Annotated in this window: 22 protein-coding genes; 10 read left to right on the top strand and 12 right to left on the bottom strand. The window is 68.1% G+C overall.

What is annotated here, in order from left to right:
* Window positions 1–34: 34 nt before the first annotated feature.
* The 6 genes from ACFTS5_RS30510 to ACFTS5_RS30535 all read right to left on the bottom strand — a co-directional run bounded on the left by ACFTS5_RS30510 (window position 35) and on the right by ACFTS5_RS30535 (window position 3,941).
* Window positions 35–490: an SRPBCC family protein gene (locus tag ACFTS5_RS30510; RefSeq protein ID WP_378637803.1), complete on the bottom strand. Its 456-nt coding sequence runs from the start codon at window positions 488–490 to the stop codon at window positions 35–37.
* Between the two features lie 65 nt (window positions 491–555).
* A complete protein-coding gene (locus ACFTS5_RS30515) occupies window positions 556–1,500 on the bottom strand; it encodes a CopD family protein (RefSeq protein WP_378637806.1) in 945 nt (314 codons plus the stop codon).
* Between the two features lie 6 nt (window positions 1,501–1,506).
* The gene (locus ACFTS5_RS30520; protein ID WP_378638097.1) at window positions 1,507–2,031 is read right to left on the bottom strand and encodes a copper resistance protein CopC; all 525 of its coding nucleotides are present in this window, start codon (window positions 2,029–2,031) and stop codon (window positions 1,507–1,509) included.
* Entirely contained in the window at window positions 2,031–2,684 is a 654-nt protein-coding gene (locus ACFTS5_RS30525) for a YcnI family protein (protein WP_378637808.1), read from the bottom strand. Before ACFTS5_RS30525 ends, ACFTS5_RS30520 begins: the two co-directional genes overlap by 1 nt.
* A gap of 41 nt (window positions 2,685–2,725) precedes the next feature.
* Window positions 2,726–3,259, bottom strand: coding sequence for a hypothetical protein (locus ACFTS5_RS30530; protein WP_378637811.1), 534 nt, complete (start codon window positions 3,257–3,259; stop codon window positions 2,726–2,728).
* A gap of 7 nt (window positions 3,260–3,266) precedes the next feature.
* Complete coding sequence (locus ACFTS5_RS30535; protein WP_378637814.1) at window positions 3,267–3,941, bottom strand: DUF6474 family protein; 675 nt, start codon at window positions 3,939–3,941, stop codon at window positions 3,267–3,269.
* 134 nt (window positions 3,942–4,075) lie between these two features.
* On the opposite strand from ACFTS5_RS30535, the gene ACFTS5_RS30540 reads away from it, so the two are divergent.
* The 4 genes from ACFTS5_RS30540 (at window position 4,076) to ACFTS5_RS30555 (ending at window position 9,105) form a co-directional block, all read left to right on the top strand.
* Window positions 4,076–5,764, top strand: coding sequence for a TM0106 family RecB-like putative nuclease (locus ACFTS5_RS30540; RefSeq protein WP_378637816.1), 1,689 nt, complete (start codon window positions 4,076–4,078; stop codon window positions 5,762–5,764).
* Window positions 5,765–5,777: 13 nt separating this feature from the next.
* A complete protein-coding gene (htpG, locus tag ACFTS5_RS30545) occupies window positions 5,778–7,739 on the top strand; it encodes a molecular chaperone HtpG (RefSeq protein WP_378637819.1) in 1,962 nt (653 codons plus the stop codon).
* Window positions 7,740–7,840: 101 nt separating this feature from the next.
* A complete protein-coding gene (locus ACFTS5_RS30550) occupies window positions 7,841–8,290 on the top strand; it encodes a GNAT family N-acetyltransferase (protein WP_378637822.1) in 450 nt (149 codons plus the stop codon).
* A gap of 8 nt (window positions 8,291–8,298) precedes the next feature.
* Window positions 8,299–9,105, top strand: coding sequence for a class I SAM-dependent methyltransferase (locus tag ACFTS5_RS30555; protein ID WP_378637824.1), 807 nt, complete (start codon window positions 8,299–8,301; stop codon window positions 9,103–9,105).
* Window positions 9,106–9,162: 57 nt separating this feature from the next.
* Here ACFTS5_RS30555 and ACFTS5_RS30560 read toward each other — a convergent pair whose 3' ends face one another.
* The gene (locus tag ACFTS5_RS30560; protein ID WP_358066424.1) at window positions 9,163–9,930 is read right to left on the bottom strand and encodes an SDR family NAD(P)-dependent oxidoreductase; all 768 of its coding nucleotides are present in this window, start codon (window positions 9,928–9,930) and stop codon (window positions 9,163–9,165) included.
* A 149-nt stretch (window positions 9,931–10,079) separates the two neighbouring features.
* Here ACFTS5_RS30560 and ACFTS5_RS30565 point away from each other — a divergent pair, with 149 nt between their 5' ends.
* A complete protein-coding gene (locus tag ACFTS5_RS30565) occupies window positions 10,080–10,958 on the top strand; it encodes an SDR family NAD(P)-dependent oxidoreductase (RefSeq protein ID WP_378637828.1) in 879 nt (292 codons plus the stop codon).
* Complete coding sequence (locus ACFTS5_RS30570) at window positions 10,955–11,593, top strand: TetR/AcrR family transcriptional regulator (RefSeq protein ID WP_378637831.1); 639 nt, start codon at window positions 10,955–10,957, stop codon at window positions 11,591–11,593. Before ACFTS5_RS30565 ends, ACFTS5_RS30570 begins: the two co-directional genes overlap by 4 nt.
* Here ACFTS5_RS30570 and ACFTS5_RS30575 read toward each other — a convergent pair.
* The 4 genes from ACFTS5_RS30575 to ACFTS5_RS30590 all read right to left on the bottom strand — a co-directional run bounded on the left by ACFTS5_RS30575 (window position 11,590) and on the right by ACFTS5_RS30590 (window position 14,778).
* Window positions 11,590–12,330 (bottom strand): TMEM165/GDT1 family protein, encoded by a 741-nt coding sequence (locus ACFTS5_RS30575; protein ID WP_378637833.1) that lies wholly within the window; start codon window positions 12,328–12,330, stop codon window positions 11,590–11,592. The genes ACFTS5_RS30570 and ACFTS5_RS30575 overlap by 4 nt on opposite strands.
* 358 nt (window positions 12,331–12,688) lie before the next feature.
* Window positions 12,689–13,216: a peptidase gene (locus tag ACFTS5_RS30580; RefSeq protein WP_378637836.1), complete on the bottom strand. Its 528-nt coding sequence runs from the start codon at window positions 13,214–13,216 to the stop codon at window positions 12,689–12,691.
* A 159-nt stretch (window positions 13,217–13,375) separates the two neighbouring features.
* Complete coding sequence (locus ACFTS5_RS30585) at window positions 13,376–13,999, bottom strand: superoxide dismutase (RefSeq protein WP_194825332.1); 624 nt, start codon at window positions 13,997–13,999, stop codon at window positions 13,376–13,378.
* 167 nt (window positions 14,000–14,166) lie between these two features.
* Complete coding sequence (locus ACFTS5_RS30590) at window positions 14,167–14,778, bottom strand: hypothetical protein (RefSeq protein WP_301904288.1); 612 nt, start codon at window positions 14,776–14,778, stop codon at window positions 14,167–14,169.
* 336 nt (window positions 14,779–15,114) lie between these two features.
* Between ACFTS5_RS30590 and ACFTS5_RS30595 the strand changes: the two genes are divergently transcribed.
* The 4 genes from ACFTS5_RS30595 (at window position 15,115) to ACFTS5_RS30610 (ending at window position 18,291) form a co-directional block, all read left to right on the top strand.
* Window positions 15,115–15,474: a rhodanese-like domain-containing protein gene (locus ACFTS5_RS30595; RefSeq protein ID WP_378637839.1), complete on the top strand. Its 360-nt coding sequence runs from the start codon at window positions 15,115–15,117 to the stop codon at window positions 15,472–15,474.
* A 28-nt stretch (window positions 15,475–15,502) separates the two neighbouring features.
* Window positions 15,503–16,543 (top strand): DUF4328 domain-containing protein, encoded by a 1,041-nt coding sequence (locus ACFTS5_RS30600; RefSeq protein WP_378637841.1) that lies wholly within the window; start codon window positions 15,503–15,505, stop codon window positions 16,541–16,543.
* A complete protein-coding gene (locus tag ACFTS5_RS30605; protein ID WP_101464998.1) occupies window positions 16,540–17,307 on the top strand; it encodes a glycerophosphodiester phosphodiesterase in 768 nt (255 codons plus the stop codon). Before ACFTS5_RS30600 ends, ACFTS5_RS30605 begins: the two co-directional genes overlap by 4 nt.
* A gap of 63 nt (window positions 17,308–17,370) precedes the next feature.
* On the top strand, window positions 17,371–18,291 hold the full coding sequence (locus ACFTS5_RS30610) for a DUF5926 family protein (RefSeq protein ID WP_378637844.1): 921 nt from the start codon (window positions 17,371–17,373) through the stop codon (window positions 18,289–18,291).
* 241 nt (window positions 18,292–18,532) lie between these two features.
* On the opposite strand, the gene ACFTS5_RS30615 is transcribed toward ACFTS5_RS30610, so the two are convergent.
* On the bottom strand, window positions 18,533–19,081 hold the full coding sequence (locus ACFTS5_RS30615; RefSeq protein WP_378637846.1) for a ferritin: 549 nt from the start codon (window positions 19,079–19,081) through the stop codon (window positions 18,533–18,535).

A 19,081-nucleotide genomic window follows, 5' to 3' on the forward strand; every position in this document is an offset into this window, starting at 1 on the left:
GTCAGGCCCGCCCGGCCGCGCCATTCGTAGGCTCTCAGACCTGCTCGCTGTGTGATTTCTCGATCTCGCGAATGAGCGCGTCGGTGGTGTGCTGAACCGCGATCTTCACGAACGGCTCGATCGTCTTGCTGAGCATCTTGCCCGTGATGCCGCCGCCGACGGAGAAATCGATGTCCGCGTCCACTGTGCACGCGATGTCACCCTTGGGGATGAACCTGAAGGTCGCGACGATCTCGATGCCCTTGATCGACTTGGTGGCGATCAAGCGGCCCTCTTCCCAGCCGACGACCTCGACACGCGAGGTCAGCGACGCGGGGCCCAGCTTCATCTTCCCGTCGAACGTCGCGCCGAGGCCGTCGGTCTGCGCGGTGAGGGGTGTGAAGGATTCGATGCCGTACCAGAACTTCGGCAGATTGCGGTAGTCGTTCATGAACGCGAACGCCGCTTCGGCGGGCGCGGCGCAATCTTCGGCAATCCTCACTTCGGTCATACCGGCCACTCTAATCGGTGGAATCGACGTCGAACGGCACTCGGCGCCGAACGTGATCGAGGTGACTACCCGGTCACCGCCAGCGTCGCTGCCAGGCCGAATGCCACCGCCATCACCAGTACCTCGGTCGCCGCTTTGCGCAGGGAGACCTCGGCGGTGACGCGGTGGTCGGCGGCCTTGCGGACCCAGGATCGACGCCACCACCAGCCCAGCGCGACGAGCGCGCACAGGATGATGAGCTTCGCCAGCAGAATCCGTCCGTAGCCGCTGGTCAGCAGCGAGGTGACGCCGCCGAGGCGGACCAGGCCGTTGATCAGGCCGGTGACCGCGACGACAACGACCAGGGGCGCGGCGAGCCGCGAGTAGTGCGGCAGCGTCGCGGCCCATTCGCCCCGGGTGCGCAGCACCAGGACCATCGCGAGCAGCAGGCCGAGCCACAAGGCGGCGGCGAGTGCGTGGACCGCGGCGAGTACCGAGCCGAACATCTGCTGGGACATGTGCCCGGTGATCGGCCGCAGCGACAGCGCGACCGCCGCGAACACGAGCACCAGATCCGCCGACGCGGTGTCGGGTCTGCGGAAGGCCAGTGCCGAGTAGCAGGCGATCGCGCCGGTGCAGAACAGGATCGCGATCCCGATCTGGCCGCCGCTGAGCCTGCCGAGGAAGGTGATGAAATCGCCCGCGTCGAGCTGGGTCACGGGCACGCCGACGATCTCGGCGGCCTCACACACCAGCACGGTGAACTCGGCGGCGAACCAGACACCGGCCAGCGCGGCCAGCGGTCGCCAGGTGACCGTGAGCCGGTCGTTGAGCCGGGGCAGCGCGGCGAGGCCGATCACGGCCGCCCCCACGCCATCGGCGAGCACGCGCGCGAACGCCACCCACGCGAACCCGCCGGAGCTGCGCAATATCCAGGCCAGCACCACCCCGAGCAGCGCGGCGACCACGACCGGCACCAGGACACGCCACTGCCGCAGCACGGCACCGGGCACCCGGCGACCGGTCGTCATCGTCGACTACTTCTTGCGGCCGGACCGGCCGCCGAGCAACGCCACCGCGAGGCCCGCGCCGAACAGCACCACGCCACCGGCGATGAACACCCACACGGGCACACCGCCGTCGCCGCCGTCGTCGGCCGTGTCCTCACCCGGACGGGCGCCCGGCGTGCCGGTGCCGGCCTTGCTCAGCGTGAAAGTCCTCGTGCCGCTCACGGGATGACCGTCGGCCGAGGTGACCCGGAACGCGATCGTGTACTCGCCGACCGGCCCCAGCTCACCCAGTTCCACACTCACACTGCGTCCTTCGACCAGCGCCTTGCCCTTCGACCACAGCCTGCCATCCGGCCCGACCACGGTCAGCGACGGAAAGTTCTGCTGCAGTTCCTCGTTGAAGGTGACGCTGGCCCGTGCCGGTCCGACCTCGACCGTCGAACCGTTCTCGGGCACGCTGCTCACCGCGCCGGAATGCGCACTCGCCGTGCCTGCCGCCGCGAAGGCGCAGGCGAACAGCACCGCGAGCAGGCCGACGAGCATCTTGCGCATCACGACGACCGCCGGGAGCGAAAGACGAGGCCGAGGCCGAGCGCGGCGGCGAACAGGCCGAGAGCCAGGCCGATGCCACCCATCCAGCGGGCGACATCGTCGGTCTCCGACTGGGTCGATTCACCGGAGGCGACCTGGTGATCGCCGCCCTCGGCGCCGCCCTTCGCGGTCAGCGTGATCGTCGGCGCGGGGTGCTCGGGCTCGGCGCCGCCGGTGCTCGGCTGGTCCCAGGCCACGACCTTGCCGTCGCTGTAGGTCTGCTGGGTCGGGAAGTTCACGGTGTCCTGCGTCGGCAGCGGGCCGAGCGAGAGCACGAACCGCTGGAACTGGCCGGGTCCGATACCGGGATTACCCGGATCGGCGGACCACGCCACGGCTACCGTCTCGCCCTTGTCGTTGCGCTCGACGTTCGACGTCCAGCCCGGCATCGGCTCGGTCCGAACACTTTTCAGGTTCGGCACGGTGACGCGCAGCGCGGTGGTGGACGCGGTATCGGATTCGGTCGGCACCTTGAAGGTGGCGACGGTGTACTTGCCCTGGGCGGCGCCCGGAGCGTCGACGGTGACGTGTGCGGCCGCCGAACCGCAGGCAGCGAGGACCAGGCCCGCCGCGAGAGCGACGGTGCCGGTGCCGCGGGTGATGAAGTTGTGCATGGAATGCCTTGTCGTCCGAAGAATTCTGAGGTGGTCGCGAATCAGGCGAACAACGGCGGTGCGCGCGGACATCGCGCACCCCTCGGACGAGCCCCGCGCGCGACGGCGAGCGGGCCGAACCAGCGAACGGCCGGGTGGACAACAGCGAAGGGACTGCCGAGTACCGCCCGAATCACGCTCGACGCAACCAGATACAGCCGCTCGGCGACGAGAATCAGGGCGGCACAGGCACACGCTGCCACCAGGTGCGCGGCGATCATCGACAGGCTCGGCAGATGCAGTAGCCCGTGATGGTCGAGTGTCGCCGACAGCGCGAAGTGCCCGGCCCACTGACCACCGATCAACGCGGTGGCCGTGCGCATCGTCGCGGCCTGCGCGAATCGGGACGAGTGCCCGCGTGGCCCGGTGCCATGGGCGAACATCCCGGCGGCCAGCGAAACCAGCAGCAGCAGTGCGATTTCCGACGACCGCGGCACCCCGCCGCCGCCTGCCCCGTGGGCGGCCACCGCCAGCCCGCCCACAAGTACGCCGCAGCCACCACCGCGCAAGCGGGAGGTGAGCTGCGGCGTTGTCACGACAGAATCAGCGGACGCCGAGGCGGGCGAGCACGTCGTTCTCCAGCACGGACAGCTCGGCCGAGATCGACGCGTGCACGGCCTTGCGACGCGCGGCCGGCATCTGCTCGGCCGTGCGCACGGCCACGTTCAGATCGGCCATGCGCGAGCGGGCCGCTTCGACGAACTTCGTGGTGTCGGCATCGCCTGTCTTGTCGGCGGCGATCTTGTCGAGGGCTTCCTCGGTATTGGTGATGCGGGCCTGCAGGCGCGCACCGTGGCCGCTGAACTCGCTCAGCTGGTCCATGCCGATACCGAGCTGCTGGGCCTTGCGCGCGTCGAGCTGCCCGCGCACCATCGTCGCGCCGCGATAGGCCAGCGGGGCGAGTACGGGGATCAGCACCCGGGCCACGCCGATGTACTTGCGGATCTGGCTCGCGCTGAACAGTTCGCGATCGGCCTTCGCGGCCGCCTTCTGCGCGGCCTTCTCCTCGGCCTGCAGGGTCGCGATCTGCGCCTTGGCCACCTTGTCGGCCGTGCGTGCCTGAGCCTTGGCCGCGCGCCGGGTGACGCGCTCGCCCGCCTTGGCCGCCTTGCGCTCGTTCTTGGCGCTCAGCTTCGCCTCCACCGCGGCTTTGTGCTTGAGTGCTTTCGCCTCAGCGCGTCGGCTCGGCCGCCGCTTCCGCTTGCTGAACAACCCCATGGGATCAGGCCCTCCGTCATGCTCGCCAAGTCATGAGGCAGGACCGCCTGCAAGCGGCCTGCCGTTCTTCGTAGCGTAGTGGGATGAGGGTAGCGATTGGGCATTGTGTCGGGGGTAAGGCCCATACTGCTTGCGTGCGTGCAGCCGAGGACGACTTCGACGGCGGGCCGGTGCGTAGCCCGGTCCCCGCTTCCGCTGCGGATTTCCGCACCGCCTTCCTGGACGCGCGTTCACTGATCGGATGCAGGCATCGCCTGCGCCTCGATGCCGAGAATCCGGGCGTGCTCGCCGAGGTCCGCGAGGATCCGGGCGTGCAGCAGCGGCGCGACGCCGCCACCGCCCATCGCATCAAGGTCCGCGACGAACTGGTCGCGGCCGCCCCCGCCGACTGGGTGGTGATCGACCCGGACCTGCGTGGCGCCGCCAAGGCCGCGGCGACGATGGCCGCGATCGAGGCGGGCGCCCCGCGCATCTGGGGCGGGCTGCTGCCCCAGGAAGCCGATACCGGGCGACGCGGCGGTGTCGAGATCCTGCTGCGCGACGACGATCGTGGCGGGTATATCCCGATCATCGTGGTCAACCACAAGGTCACCGACCCGCGCAGGCCCGACCCGGCCGATTTCCACCCGCTGACCTCGGACCTGTTCCGCTGGCAGCCCCGCCGCGACAAACACGTGAAACTGCGCCCGCAGCCGCGCGACCAGCAGCGCCTCGCCCACCTGTACCGCATGTTGCAGCGCTACGGAATGGCCAGCCCCGCCCTGATCGGCGGCGCGATCGGCCTGGTCAGCGACCGCATCCTGGTGCACGATCTGACGAACGTGCTGGCCGATTACGACCAGCGCTACGCCGACCGGATCGCGGTGGTGCGCGGCGAACTGCCGACCCAACCGTCGAAGGTGCCCGAGTGCAGGCAGTGCCCGTGGTGGTTGCGCGGGCCCGACCCGCAGCAGTCAGGCACAGCTGAACCCAGTTGTGAGGCCACGCTGGCGCAGATGCGGGATGTGAGCCTGGTCGCGCCGGGTTCGCGGGCTGATGTGCTGCGCCTGCACGGGATCGAAACGGTCGACGAACTGGCCGCCTGGGAGGGCGACGATCCCGACGACTGGCAGCACGGACCGTTCGCCGAAACCGTCGTCACCGCCCGCGCCTGGATCGACGGCGCCCCGCTGGTGCGCCGGTTCGAGCAGGTCAGCGTGCGTCGGGCCGATGTGGAGATCGACGTCGACCTGGAGAGTTACCAGGAAGACGGCGCCTACCTGTGGGGCACCCTGCTCGACGACGTCTACCGCCCGTTCGTCACCTGGGATCCGCTGCCCACCGAGGACGAGGGCCGCTCGTTCGGTGAGTTCTGGACCTGGCTGATGGAGCGGCGCGCCGAAGCCCACGCCCAGGGCAAAACCTTTGCGGCCTACTGCTATTCGCGAACCGCCGAGGACAAGTGGCTCTACGAATCGGCCCGCCGGTTCGCCGGCCGCCCCGGCGTGCCGACCCACGAGGAAGTGCGCGCGTTCGTCGACTCCAAGGAATGGGTCGACATGTTCCAGGCCGTCACCGAGCAGTTCATCTGCCCGAACGGCAAGGGGCTCAAGAAGATCGCGCCGGTCGCCGGGTTCGGCTGGCGTGATCCGGAAGCGGGCGGCGAGGCATCGATGGGCTGGTACCGCCGTGCCGTCGGCTACGACGATGCCATCGACATGTCACAGCGCACCCGGCTGTTCGTCTACAACGAAGACGATGTCCGCGCCACCCAGGTGCTGCGCGATTGGATGTCGACGCGGGCCGTAGACGAGGTTCCCTCACTGGCCGATTTCGGTCGGTAATACCATCGGGGGCGTGACTGAGCAGCACGTCGAAACCCTCGAGTTCCAGGCCGAGACCCACCAGCTCCTCGAGCTGATGATCCACTCGGTCTACTCCAACAAAGACACCTTCCTGCGGGAGCTGATCTCGAACGCTTCCGATGCGCTGGACAAGCTCAAACTTGCCGCTTACCAGGACAAAGACCTGGGCGCAGACACCTCCGACCTGCACATCGAGCTGGAGGTCGACCAGGACAAGCGAGTCCTGACCGTCCGCGACAACGGCATCGGCATGTCCCGCGCCGAAGTGATCGACCTGATCGGTACCCTCGCCAAATCCGGCACCGCCGACCTGCGCCGCAAGCTCACCGAGGCCAAGTCCGACGCCGCCGCCGAGGAGCTGATCGGCCAGTTCGGTATCGGCTTCTACTCCACCTTCATGGTCGCCGACAAGGTCGTCCTCACCACCCGCAAGGCGGGCGAGACCGAAGGCACCCGCTGGGAAGCCGCCGCGGGTAGCTCCACCTACTCCATCGATACCGTCGCCGACGCACCTCAGGGCACCTCGGTGACCCTCGAGCTCAAGCCCGCCGACGAAGACGATCACCTCTTCGATTACACGCAGGAATGGAAGCTGCGCGAGATCGTCCGCAAGTACTCCGACTTCATCGCCTGGCCGATCCGCATGCAGGTCGAGCGCACGGTGACCGAGGGCGAGGGCGAGGACAAGGTCGAGAAGACCATCGTCGAGGACCAGATCCTCAACTCGCAGAAGGCGTTGTGGACGCGGCCGCGCAGCGAGGTGAGCGAGGAGGAGTACAAGGAGTTCTACCACCACGTCAGCCACGCCTGGGACGAGCCGCTCGAGATCATCCCGATGAAGGCCGAGGGCACCTTCGAATATCAAGCGCTGCTGTTCATTCCGTCGATCGCGCCGTTCGACCTGTTCACCCGCGAGCACAAGCGCGGTGTGCAGCTCTACGTGCGTCGCGTGTTCATCATGGACAACTGCGAAGAACTGATGCCGGAGTACCTGCGTTTCGTCAAGGGCGTCGTCGACGCCCAGGACCTCTCGCTCAATGTCTCCCGCGAGATCCTGCAGCAGGACCGCCAGATCCAGATGATCCGCAAGCGCCTGGTGAAGAAGGTGCTGTCCACGGTCAAGGATATGCAGGGCGCCGAGGATCAGACCAAGTACCAGACGTTCTGGGCGCAGTTCGGCCGAGTCCTCAAGGAGGGTTTGCTCTCCGATACCGACAACCGCGAAACCCTGCTCACCGTCTCGTCTTTCGCCTCCACCGCCTCCGAATCCGAGCTCACCACGCTCGCGCAGTACGTGGAGCGGATGAAGGACGGGCAGGACTCGATCTACTACATGACCGGCGAAAGCCGTGCGCAGGTGGAGAATTCGCCGCACCTGGAAGCCTTCACGGCCAAGGGCCGCGAGGTACTGATCCTCACCGATCCGGTCGACGAGATGTGGGTCGGTTCGGTACCGGAATTCCAGGGCAAGACGTTCCAGTCCATCGCCAAGGGCGAGGTCGACCTGGAAACCGAGGACGAGAAGAAGGAAACCGAAGCCCTGCGCGAACAGCAGGACAAGGATTTCGGTGACCTGCTCACCTGGCTCGGCGGCACGCTGACCGACGTCGCCAAGGAAGTCCGCCTCACCAACCGTCTCACCACCTCGCCCGCCTGCCTGGTCGGTGACGTCTACGACTTCACCCCCATGCTCGAGCGCATGTACCGCGCCTCGGGCCAGGCCCTGCCGGAGTCCAAGCGCATCCTCGAGCTCAACCCGACCCACCCCCTGGTGACGGGCCTGCGCGACGCCTACGACGCCCGCAAGTCCGACGCGGACGAGGGCAAGGTCCCCGAACTCGCCGAAACCGCCGAGCTCCTCTACGGCACGGCGGTTCTCGCCGAGGGCGGCGAACTCAAAGACCCCGCCCGCTTCGCCCAGCTGCTGACCGAACGCCTGACCCGCACCGTCTGATCTGCGAAATCCTGAACTGCCCGCTGCCGTTTCGGTGGCGGGCAGTTTTGTTCACCGGCAATTCTGGTGCTGAGCGGGCACATCAGGGTCACCATGGAGTGATGGTGGGGCACGAGATTCGTCGCGCAAGACCCGACGACTACGACAGCATCATCGGCGTGGTCGACAACTGGTGGGGGAGAGCGGCCGTCCACAACCTTCCCCGCATGTTCCTCGACCACTTCCATCGCACCAGCCTGATCGCCTCCGACGACAACGGAATCTCCGGTTTCCTGGTGGGTTTCGGCTCACCCTCCGACCCCTACACCGCCTACATCCACTTCGTCGCCGTCCGCCCGGACGCCCGCAAAGCAGGCCTGGGCAGAACCCTCTACGAAGCGTTCTTCACCATCGCCCGCTCCGACAACCGCACCACCGTCACCGCGATAACCTCGCCCGCCAATTACACCTCGATCGACTTCCACCGCAGCCTCGGTTTCGCGGTCGCAGGTCCCGTCCCGGACTACAACGGCCCCGGCCGTGCCTTGATCACCTTCTCCCGCCCGGTATGAATGTTGTTATGTCAGAACAGTTGTCCTCCGATGTTCGTCCGTGGGACCTCGTCGCCGAGGGATACGCAGAGACCGGTGCGACCGTGCTCGCGCCCTTCGCCGCGCACGCACTCGAATACGTCACTCTCAGCTCGGAATCGGAGATCGTCGACGTCGCGGCGGGTACCGGGTTGCTGAGCATCGCCGCGGCCGAGCTCGGCGCCCGGGTGCAGGCCATCGATCTCTCGCCGTCGATGATCGACCAGCTGGTCGCGGCGGCCGCCGACCACCCCACGATCACCGCGCAGGTCGGCGACGGACAGGCCCTGCCCTACGAAGACAACCGATTCGACGCGGGCTTCTCCCTGTTCGGGCTGATGTTCTTCCCCGACCGGCCCGCGGGCTTCGCCGAGCTGTGCCGCGTCCTGCGTCCCGGCGGCACCGCGGTGGTCGCCGCCTGGGCGCCCGCGGCCGAATCCTCCCTGATGCGAGCGTTGTTCGGCGCGCTGACCGCAGCGGACCCGACGGCCACACTCCCGCAGCCGGATTCGCGCAGCCTCCAGAATCCCAGAGTGTTCGACGCGGAGATGCGCGCGGCGGGCCTGCTCGACGTGCGGATCCAGCAGCACACCGCCGAACTCCGCTACCCGGACGCCGCCGCCCTGTGGGAATCGGTGTCGCGCAGCAGCGCGCCGCTGGCTGTCGTGAGAGACGAAGTGGGCGAGCAGGAATGGCAGCGCCGCAGCGAAGCGGCCATCGCCCACCTCACCGTCACCTACCGCCCGAACACCCCGCTGCGCACCACCGCCCTCTTCGGCATCGGCACCGCACCCTGAGACGCCGACGGCGCCCTGCCCGGGGTGGGCAGAGCGCCGGGTGGGTGTGCCGCGTGACTAGCGCGGGGCCATACGCAGCGCACCATCCATGCGGATGGTCTCGCCGTTGAGGTAGTCGTGGGCCGCGATGTACTCCACCAGCTGGGCGTACTCGTCGGGACGGCCGAGACGCGACGGGAACGGGACGCCGGCTTCGAGGCCCGCGCGGTATTCGGGGGTGACGCCGGCGAGCATCGGGGTGTCGATGATGCCGGGGGCGATGGTGTTGACGCGGATGCCGAACTGGGCGAGGTCGCGCGCGGCGGGGACGGTCATGCCGTGCACGCCACCCTTGGACGCGGAGTAGGCGATCTGGCCGACCTGGCCCTCGAAGGCCGCGACCGAGGCGGTGTTGATCACCACGCCGCGCTGGCCGTACTCGTCGACCGGTTCGGTCTTGGCGATGGCGTCGGCGGCCAGGCGCATCACGTTGAACGTGCCGAGCAGGTTGACGGTGATGACGGTGCGGAACAGCTCCAGGTCGTGCGGGCCGTTCTTGGACAGGATGCGACCCGCCCAGCCGACACCGGCACAGTTCACCACGATGCGCAGCGGCGCCGGGCCCTCGGTGATCTGGGCGATCGCGGCGGCGACCTCGTCACCGCTGGTCACGTCGGCCGCGATCAAGGTGACGCCGGCGGGCACGTTGTCGCCCGCGCGCTCGATGGACGCGGGAACGTCAAGCCCGAACACAGTGGCGCCCGCGTCGGCGAGGCGCTTGGCGGTGGCGGCACCGAGACCGGACGCGCCTCCCGTAACGATGGCAGCGGAACCCGAAATCTCCACGACAAATCCTCCTGTATTGAATGGCGGCTTATTGTGCCGCTTGCCAATAGTGGCACCCTAGCGTGAACCGGGTGTGGTCTGGAACACGCATCCGGAGTGCTGGGGAAATCGTCGTGAACACCGGTGTTTACCGGTGGTAGCGTGCCGTCATGAGATCGTTCGCCGGTCCGTCGGTAGCCGGACGCAGGGTCCTGATCACCGGGGCCGCTCGTGGGATCGGTGCCGCGCTCGCCCGCAGGCTGGCCGCGCGCGGGGCCCACGTCGCCTTGCTCGGGCTGGAGCCGGAACTGCTGGCCGAAGTGGCCGCGGAATGCGGCGATGTGCCGTGGCGGTATTGCGATGTGGCCGACCGGGGGCAGGTCGAGCGGGTGGTCGAGGTGCTGGTCGCCGAACTCGGCGGACTCGATGTGCTGGTGGCCAACGCGGGAGTCGCCAAGCAGATGGCGATGATCGGCGGAGATCCGTCGGTGCTGGAGGAAACCCTCGCGGTGAACGTGCTCGGGGTCGCCTACACGGTGTCGGCGGCGGGCGCGCATCTTTCGCATCCGGGCGGGTATGTGCTGATGATGTCGTCGATCTCCACCGCCGTACAGTTGCCGCTCGGCGGGGCCTACAGCGCCTCGGCGGCGGCGGTCGCCTCGCTCGGCGCCACGCTGCGCGCGGAACTCCGGTCGACCGGGGCCAAGGTGGGGGTCAGCTATTTCGCCGGGATCGACACCGACATGACGGCGCGTGGATTCGGTACGGCCGCCGCGCACACCGTGCTGGGGGAGACCAGCCTCACCGGGAGCTCACCCGTCGGGCCCGCTGTCGAAGCCCTGGAACGCGCCATCGCCCGACGACGCAAGACCGTGGTCTCTCCCTGGTGGGTAGCGTTGGTCCGGCCGTTCCGGCTGCTGGCCCAACTGGTCGTGCAGCGCGTGCAGGGCGACCGCCTGGCCCGCGCCATCGACATCGCCCGCACCGAGGACGTCCCCTTCACCACCGAACAGCCGGCCCGGCCCCGCAGAATGGAACGGCAGTCATGAGCGATTCGACCCTGCGGCAACAACTTCCGCGTGGACGCCACCATCTGTCGCGCGAAGAAGTGATCGCCTCTCAGCGTGAGCGCATTCTCGTCGCGATGGGGGAGGCGATGACCGTGGGCGGCTATGTCGGCACGCCGGTGGCGGCCGTGCTCAAGCGCGCCGGGGTTTCACGGGAAACGTTCTACGAGCTGTTCCGGTCGAAGGAGGACTGCTTCAACGCGGCCTTCGACCGGGTGTCGAGCGCACTGGCCGAGAAGCTCCAAACGGTGATCGCCGACTGCGCCGACACCGACGCGCTCACCAGAATGGACCGCATCCTCACCGCCTACTTCGACCACATGATCGACGACCCGGCCTCGGCCCGGCTGTTCCTCGTGGAGGTCTACGCGGTCGGCCCGTCGGCCATCGAGGCGCGGATGGCCCTGCAGCATCGATTCGTCGAGGTGGTCTCCACCATGCTCGGCGCCGAATCCGAGGACCAGCGATTCGCCTGCGCGACCCTGGCTGCCGCCATCGGCGCCATGGTCACCGGCCGCATCGCCGCCGACGACCCGGAAAGCCTGCGTGGCATCAAGGACCAGCTGATCGCCCTGGCCCGCCGCTCCGGCACCCTCTACGGCAACGCCTTCGCCTAGCCCTTTTCGAGGACGCCCTTTTCGAGAGCTCGGCTCCGGACGCCGGCCGGCTCGCTCGCCCGCGCCGCGGACAGCCCGCGCTTGCGCCACACCAGGACGCCGAGGCCGAGTACCGCGGGCACGATCAGGGCGAGGCCCGCCGAACCCCAACCGCTGAGCGCGGGCACGAACGCGTCGAGGACGGTTTTGCCCGCGAAGAACAGGAACAGCAGGCCCGAGGCGGTGGCGATGCCGCGTTCGGGGAGGTGCTTGCCCGCGAACTTGCCGACCAGGATCGCCAGTCCGCCCGCGGCGACCATGCCGGCGACCGAGCCGATCCAGACGGCCAGCCAGTTGTTGCTGGAGGCGAGGGCGGCGGCGGCGAACATGGTGCGGTCGCCGAGTTCGGCGAGGGTGAAGGCCGAGATGACCACCAGGAAGGCGTTGCGGGCGCTCGGCGGCTCCGGGGCTTCTTCGGAGTCGTTGTCGCTGCTCAGCGCGTCGCGCAGGGTCCAGAGGCCGACCACCAGCAGGGTGAGCGCGGTGACGACGGCGATGGCGTTCGCGGGCAGGGCGGTGCCGAGGAAGTGCCCGACACCCGCGGCGATGAGGTTCACGGCGACGCTGGCGACGCTGATGCCTGCCAGCACCACCCACCAGCGGTAGCGCAGCGAGAAGGTCAGTGCCATGAGTTGGGATTTGTCGCCGAGTTCGGCGAGGAAGAGCACGCCGAAGCTCAGCAGGATCGTGGCGATCATGAAGTCAGCTCCCAGGAAATACTCCGGCCTGCGGCTGAAAGACGGGTGCGCCTTCAGCCACACCGGTCGACGGATCGGTTCGTGGCCGAAGGTCTCGCCCACCGGTGGTCACCGGTTCACGCAGCCGGACCGCGCCGAATTCGGCGGCGATCAGTATGTCGACTGGGCGATTGCGGGCTACTCCCCTTCGCTGTCCACCACTCTAGACCGGTTGCTCCCGGTATGCCAAGTCCTGGTAATCCAAATCTCAATGGGCACAATAAGTTTGGGTGTGCGGCGGTGATAGTTCGGTTTCCCTGATTTCAGTGGCACGCAGACCCGTTGCCAGACATTCGCCCGCCCGTCGCGGGCGAAAGACTCAGGCCGCCAGCAGCATTGCGAGCACGGCGGTATCGGGATCGCTGATCAGATCCATCCCGACCCGGCTCACCAGCGAGGTGATCGTGCCGTCGAGTTCGGCCTCGGCCCACGCCGCGCGATGCTCCAAACCGAGGTGCGGCACGCCGGGCAGCAACACACAGCCCGAGGCCGCGCCCGCGCATTCGGGCAGCGACGGACGGGTCTCCGACGGTGGGTGCAGCATCAGCAGCGCCGGCGGGGTGTGCGCGGCGAACCGGCCGGGTTCGATCGCTTGATCGCCCAGTACCGGCCCCTCGGCCATCACCAGGCCCACCGTGCCCGGTTCCGGGTCGTCGGGTAGCTCCTCGCGCACCCCGAACACTGTGCTGGTCACCAGCAAGCCCGGCATCGACGCCACCCGCACGGCCAGCACCAGCACCTGTGCCCATTCCTTGGTGGTATCCGGCCACCGCCCCGACACCACGAACCCGCTCAATCGTCCCCGCGCCTGAAACGGCGTGATCCCGATCGGACCCTGTGTATTCATGATGGCCTCCCGACTAACGGGGGCGACTGTGCCCGTATGACAGGAATAACCCCAAACCCGTCTGGCACACAAGTACCAGTGAGTGCCAGAACGGGCAATCTACGCAAAAGACCTCCCAGCCAATGACTGGGAGGTCTTTCGCGCTACACCTGAGGCGGATCAGCCGAAGATGAGGCCCTTGCCCTGGCCGACGGCCCGGGCGAAGCGGTCCTGCACGTCGGCCCAGTTGACGACGTTCCAGAACGCGGTCACGTAATCGGCCTTGACGTTCTTGTACTGCAGGTAGAACGCGTGCTCCCACATGTCCACCTGCAGCAGCGGGATGATGCCGGTGGGCACGTTGGCCTGCTGGTCGTACAGCTGGAAGGTCAGCAGCTTCTGGCCCAGGGTGTCGTAACCCAGGACGGCCCAGCCGGAGCCCTGCAGCCCGTTGGCGGCAGCGGTGAACTGCGCGCGGAACTTGTCGAACGAACCGAACTGGTCGGCGATGGCCGCGGCCAGGTCGCCGTCCGGCTGGTCGCCGCCGTTGGGGGAGAGGTTCTTCCACCAGACGGAGTGGTTGTAGTGGCCACCGAGGTGGAAGGCCAGGTTCTTCTCCAGCAGCAGGATGGCAGCCAGGTCGCCGGACTCACGGGCTTCCTCGAGCTGCTCGAGTGCCTTGTTCGCGCCTGCGACGTAGGCGGCGTGGTGCTTGGTGTAGTGGATCTCGTTGATCTCACCGGAGATGTGAGGCTCCAGTGCGCCGAAGTCGTAATCCAGTTCCGGCAGCGTGTAGACGGCCACGATGTCCCTTTCCGTGTGTCGGGCTGTGTGCGCCCAGTTCGGACGACAACACCAACCATCATTCGTATACCCGCTCGCTGCAACCCCGCACACGCGGTTCCGCATTCCCTTGCGATCACGGAGATGGAAACTTCGCGGGCGTGGCCCGCGGTCGCGGGCCGCGAATACTACAGCGGCGGTGCGATGTCGGCTTTTGTGGTCCTGGCGTCGCCGGTGGCGTGCGCGTCCCACCAGCGCCGCCCACCGTCGATGAACTCGTTCATCGGAATCTCGCGCCCCGCGGTGTCGGTGACGGAGATCTTGTCGAACCACACGCGGACGTCGAGCTCGCGCGGGTCGATGCCTTCTTCCTGGGAGAACTCGATGACGTGCGCGGCGATCCGCTGATCGAGGACCGTGTCGAAGCTGAGCAACTCGCTCCACAGCGTCCAGCCGCTGTCGTCGAGGTCGATGAATTCCCAGCCGTGCAACCCGCCGCCGCCGAAGCTCTCGATGGCCTCGTCGAGCTGGTCGAGGCTCAGGGGAAGCACACGGGCGTCGACATCGTCCCAGCGCTGGATGCGCAGGGAGGCCGCGACGCGGGTGACTCCGGTGAAGGTGAGCAGAACTTTCGTGTCGATCGGCGCGGGTCCATCCGTGGGTAGCGTCAGCACCTCCAGAGCGAGTTGCAGCCGGCCCGCCGCGGCATCCACTTCTACCCCTAGACACGTGGATTCGGACAAAGCGGTATTCAAGCCGTTGATGTCGAAACTGTCGAGTAGCCCCCTGCTCACGTTCATGCGCCCAGGCTACCGATCTGGCCGCCCAGATCCCAGGATTTAAGATTTTCTCTAGTGTTCTCGTTTTTATGGAACCGAATCGGTCCCGCTTGCGTCCAAGTAGATGTCGGGACAGAACACACTCCACGAATCCCGACGTCAGCGGCGAACGACCGCTCCGGGATGACATGGAGGGGAGTCCCGGATCGGTCGTTCCCGGCTGGTTCCACCCGGCTGTCGGCGTTGTCGGCAGCCGGTTCCCGTTGGCCGTGTGCTGACCGATAGCTGAGGCCCGCGCGGCACCTCGTCCTCGCACAGGCTCGCCCGGCAACGCGCGCGGCATGGCAGGATCGAGGCGTGACGAGCTCCGATGTCCCCGCCGTGCCGGTGGGTGCGGTACCCGCCGCGTTCGACCACGCGGACCCCGCGCCGGGTGCGCAGCTGCTCGACGTGCGCGAACCCGACGAATGGAACCTCGGGCACGCGCCGGGCGCGATCCACATCCCGATGGTCGACGTGCCCGCCCGCCTCGACGAGCTCGACATCGACGCCGAGCTCTACGTCGTGTGCCGACAGGGCGGCCGGTCCATCGAGGTCGTCCGGTATCTCGCCCACATCGGGTACGAAGCGGTCAACGTCGCGGGGGGCATGGTGGCCTGGCAGCGGACCGGCCGCCCCGTGGTCGCCGACGGCGACCACGAAGCCAAGATCTACTAGCCGGAAGCGGGGTGCGCGGGTGAGTTCGGTGGTGCAACCATGTGCACGCTGTGGTGCGCGGTGGGCCGTGCAGGGCGCGCCGATGCACTGGTGCCCGCGCTGCCGAGGGGTGCTGCTCTCGCCCGGCAAAGTCGACGCGCCCGCCACCCAGCGCAACTACCGCTGGGTCGCGCGCCGACCCGACCACCGCACCCGTAAGGCGGGCGCCACCACCTCGGCCCCGCTCGGGCCGACCCCGAGCTACACCCAGACCCCGCGCTGGGGCCTGCTCGACCCGCCGCCGTCGCCGGCTCGCACGCCCGAACGCCCGCTGCGCGGCATCGCCGCCCACCGCGACCGGCTGCTGCTCGGTACCACGATCGTCTTCCTGCTCGCCGGGCTGGCCGAGTACGGCCGCTACCTGATCCTGTTGCAGAACCGCGCCCGGCTCATCCCCGGCTGGCTGCTGTCGATCTCCGACGCGACGGTGCTGGTGTTCGGCGTCATCGCGCCGATCTACGCGCTGGTGACCGCGGTGGCGCTGGTCGCCTGGCTGATCGAGGCGCGCACGATCGTGTTCACCGCCTACGGCAAGCGAGACCCACGCAAACGCTGGTCGCTGATCGCGGGATGCCTTGTGCCGGGCGTCAATCTGATCTGGCCGGGCGTGTTCCTCACCGAACTCCTCGGCGCCGACCCCGATCCGCGCTCGTGGCGGGCCGTGCGGATCTGGTGGGCCGCTTGGGTGTTCAGCGGGCTGCTGCTGATCGCGGCGACGCTGTGGCGCGACGCGTCGACCCTGCAGGCCGAGGCCGACGGTGTCTCGTTCACCGGTTTCACCAACCTGTGCGCTGCCGGGTTCGCGATGCTCACGCTCTGGATGGTGCGCACGCTGGAAGGTCGCGACCTGCGCGGCGACATCAGGTCCGCGCACCGCTGGGTGATGGCGGCCGACCCCGCGCAGGTCGTCATCGCGCCCGTCGAGCCGGGCGCTGTCGCGGCGCGCGACGACGCCGGGCACGATGAGGTCGAACGCGCGGATGCTGTCCGGGCAGGCGAGAATACGCAGGAGGAGGTCGTGGCCAAGTGAGCCAGAACAATCGCCCACCCTTCGTGGTGGCGCATCGTGGCGCGTCGGCGGCACGACCCGAGCACACCCTCGCCGCGTACGAGCTAGCCCTGCAGGAGGGGGCCGACGGTGTGGAATGCGATGTCCGGCTCACCCGCGACGGCCACCTGGTCTGCGTGCACGACCGCACCGTCGACCGCACCGCCGATGCCACCGGCCTGGTCAGCGAGCTGACGCTGGACGAGCTGCGCGACATGAACTTCGGCACCGACGAAGCACCGCAGGGCGTGCTCGCGCTCAGCGATCTGATCGGACTCGTCCTCGATTGGCGCACCCGCCCGACGAAACTGTTCATCGAGACCAAACACCCGGTGCGCTACGGCGCCCTGGTGGAGAACAAGGTGCTCGCCGAACTGCAGCGCTTCGGCATCGCCACACCCGCCTCGGCCGATCATTCCCGCGCAGTGGTGATGTCGTTCGCGGCGACCGCGGTCTGGCGGATCCGCCGCGCCGCACCACTTCTGCCGACGGTGCTGCTCGGCGAATCGTCGCGGTTCCTCGGCGGCGGCGCGGCCACCACGGTCGGCGCTACCGCGGTGGGGCCGTCGGTGAAAACCCTGCGTGAGCATCCCGAACTCGTCGACAAGGCCGCCGCGGCGGGGCGGGCCACCTACTGCTGGACCGTCGACGATCCCGAGGACGTGACGTTGTGCGCCGACCTGGGCGTCAGCTGGGTTGCGACCAACCACCCCGGTCGTACCAAGGCGCTACTCGCCGGAGTCTGACCGGACACGGCCTGGGCAGGGGGCGCGGTAAGCGAACTTGCCGCTCGGCCATAAACTCCACGCGTGGGTAAAAGCAAGCGGAACAGTCCGAAGCCCGACAGTAATCGGGCTCAGCGTCTCGCGCAGCGGCGTGCGGCGCAGGAGCAGGCATCCGCGGCCGTGACACGGCCGTTCGAGGGTCTTGCCGCCGAATGTGATCTGGTGGCGCTGCGGGAGTTCGTGCCGTCGGCGACCGCGACCTTGAAGCTCGCGCCCGGTGTGGCCGCGCAGCGTGAGGTCACCCTGGCGACGGTGCTGCCCGGCGCGGTGGCCGCGCTCGTGCGGGCGGGCGACGAGCCGGTCGGCTTCGTCGGCACGCAGATGCAGTTCCGTGGCGAGGACCCGTCGGCCGATATCGCGGCGGCGATCCTGTGGACCCAGTCGGCCGAGCCCGGTGAGTCGCTGAACTCCGCCGAGGCTGCCGACGGCGGTCCGCGCCTGGCCGATGTCATCGATCCCGGCGCCGATCTCGAGCTCACTGTGCACCAGGACTTCGACTGGTGGGTGCCCGAGGGCGTCACCCCGGATCCGCAGGTGGCGGCGACGATCGAGCAGGCCAAGCAGGCCATCATGCCGTCGGCGCGGCTGGACCTCGGCCCGGATTCCGTCGGCGCGGCCTGGTGGGTCGACGCGGGCGAGAAGGCGCATGTGCGCTGGGTGCGTCCCGAGGACGAGGACGCGCTGATGCTGGCGCTGGCTCGCGTGCACGCCACCGGTGGTCTGCACCTGGGTGAGGGTTCGCGCTTCGCCGGTTCGTTCCGCACGCACGGTCTGCTGGTGCCGGTGTTCGACCTCGATCCCGAGCGGCACCCGGCCGAATGGGAGGCCCCGGCACGTGAATTCGGTGCTCGCCTGGCCGAGGCGCTGGCCTCCGACGCGCCGATGACCAGCGAAGAGCGTCGTTCGCGCGACGGTTTGCGGTCGCGTCAGGTCACCCTGCGCTGAACTTAATGAAACATGCCTCTTTCACAGATTCGGTCGGCTAGGTTCACGACTGAACCGGACAATCGGTGACAAGGAAAGTAAGAGGCATCGTGGAATTTCTCGGATCTATCGCCGGTCTCGCCCAGATCTTGATCGGCACCGTGCTGGCCAACACCGGCTCGGGCGGCTCCGGCTCCGGCTGGTAAAGCGCACGCGAAGGATTCGGCTCGCTGCCCGCGAGCCGAATCCTTCCGCGTTCGAGCTAGACGCTGCCGCCGGCCACCGACGGTGCGCCGGACGCGTCCTTCGGGGTGCTCAGCTCACGCCACATGAACGCCTCCAGATCGAACAGGTTCGACCCGGCGCGATCGGCGATGTTGAGCAGCGTGGTCATGTGCGCCACTTCCTCGACCTGTTCCTTCAGGAACCACTGCATGAACTGCTCGCCGAGGTAGTCGCCCTCTTCGCGGGCGGTGCTCGCCAGCTGCACGATCTGGTCGGTGACCGTCTTCTCCTGGGCCAGTGCCAGTTCGATCGGCTCACGCGCGGACTCGAACTTCGACTTCGCCGCGTCGATGCCCGAGATCTCCACGGAGATGTCGCGGTCGACGAAATACTGCACGATCATCATCGCGTGATTTCGTTCTTCCACCGACTGTGCGTAGAAACGCTTGGCCAGCTGCGGCAGGTCGTTGTTGTCGAACCACACCGCGATCGCGATGTACTGGTGCTCGGCATTGAACTCATGCCGGATCTGGTCTTGGAGCAGAGTATGGAACTTGCTTCGCGGGGCTTCCGGATGAATCGACAT

It is taken from the genome of Nocardia sp. NPDC056952 (assembly GCF_042674185.1).
Lineage (GTDB): Bacteria > Actinomycetota > Actinomycetes > Mycobacteriales > Mycobacteriaceae > Nocardia.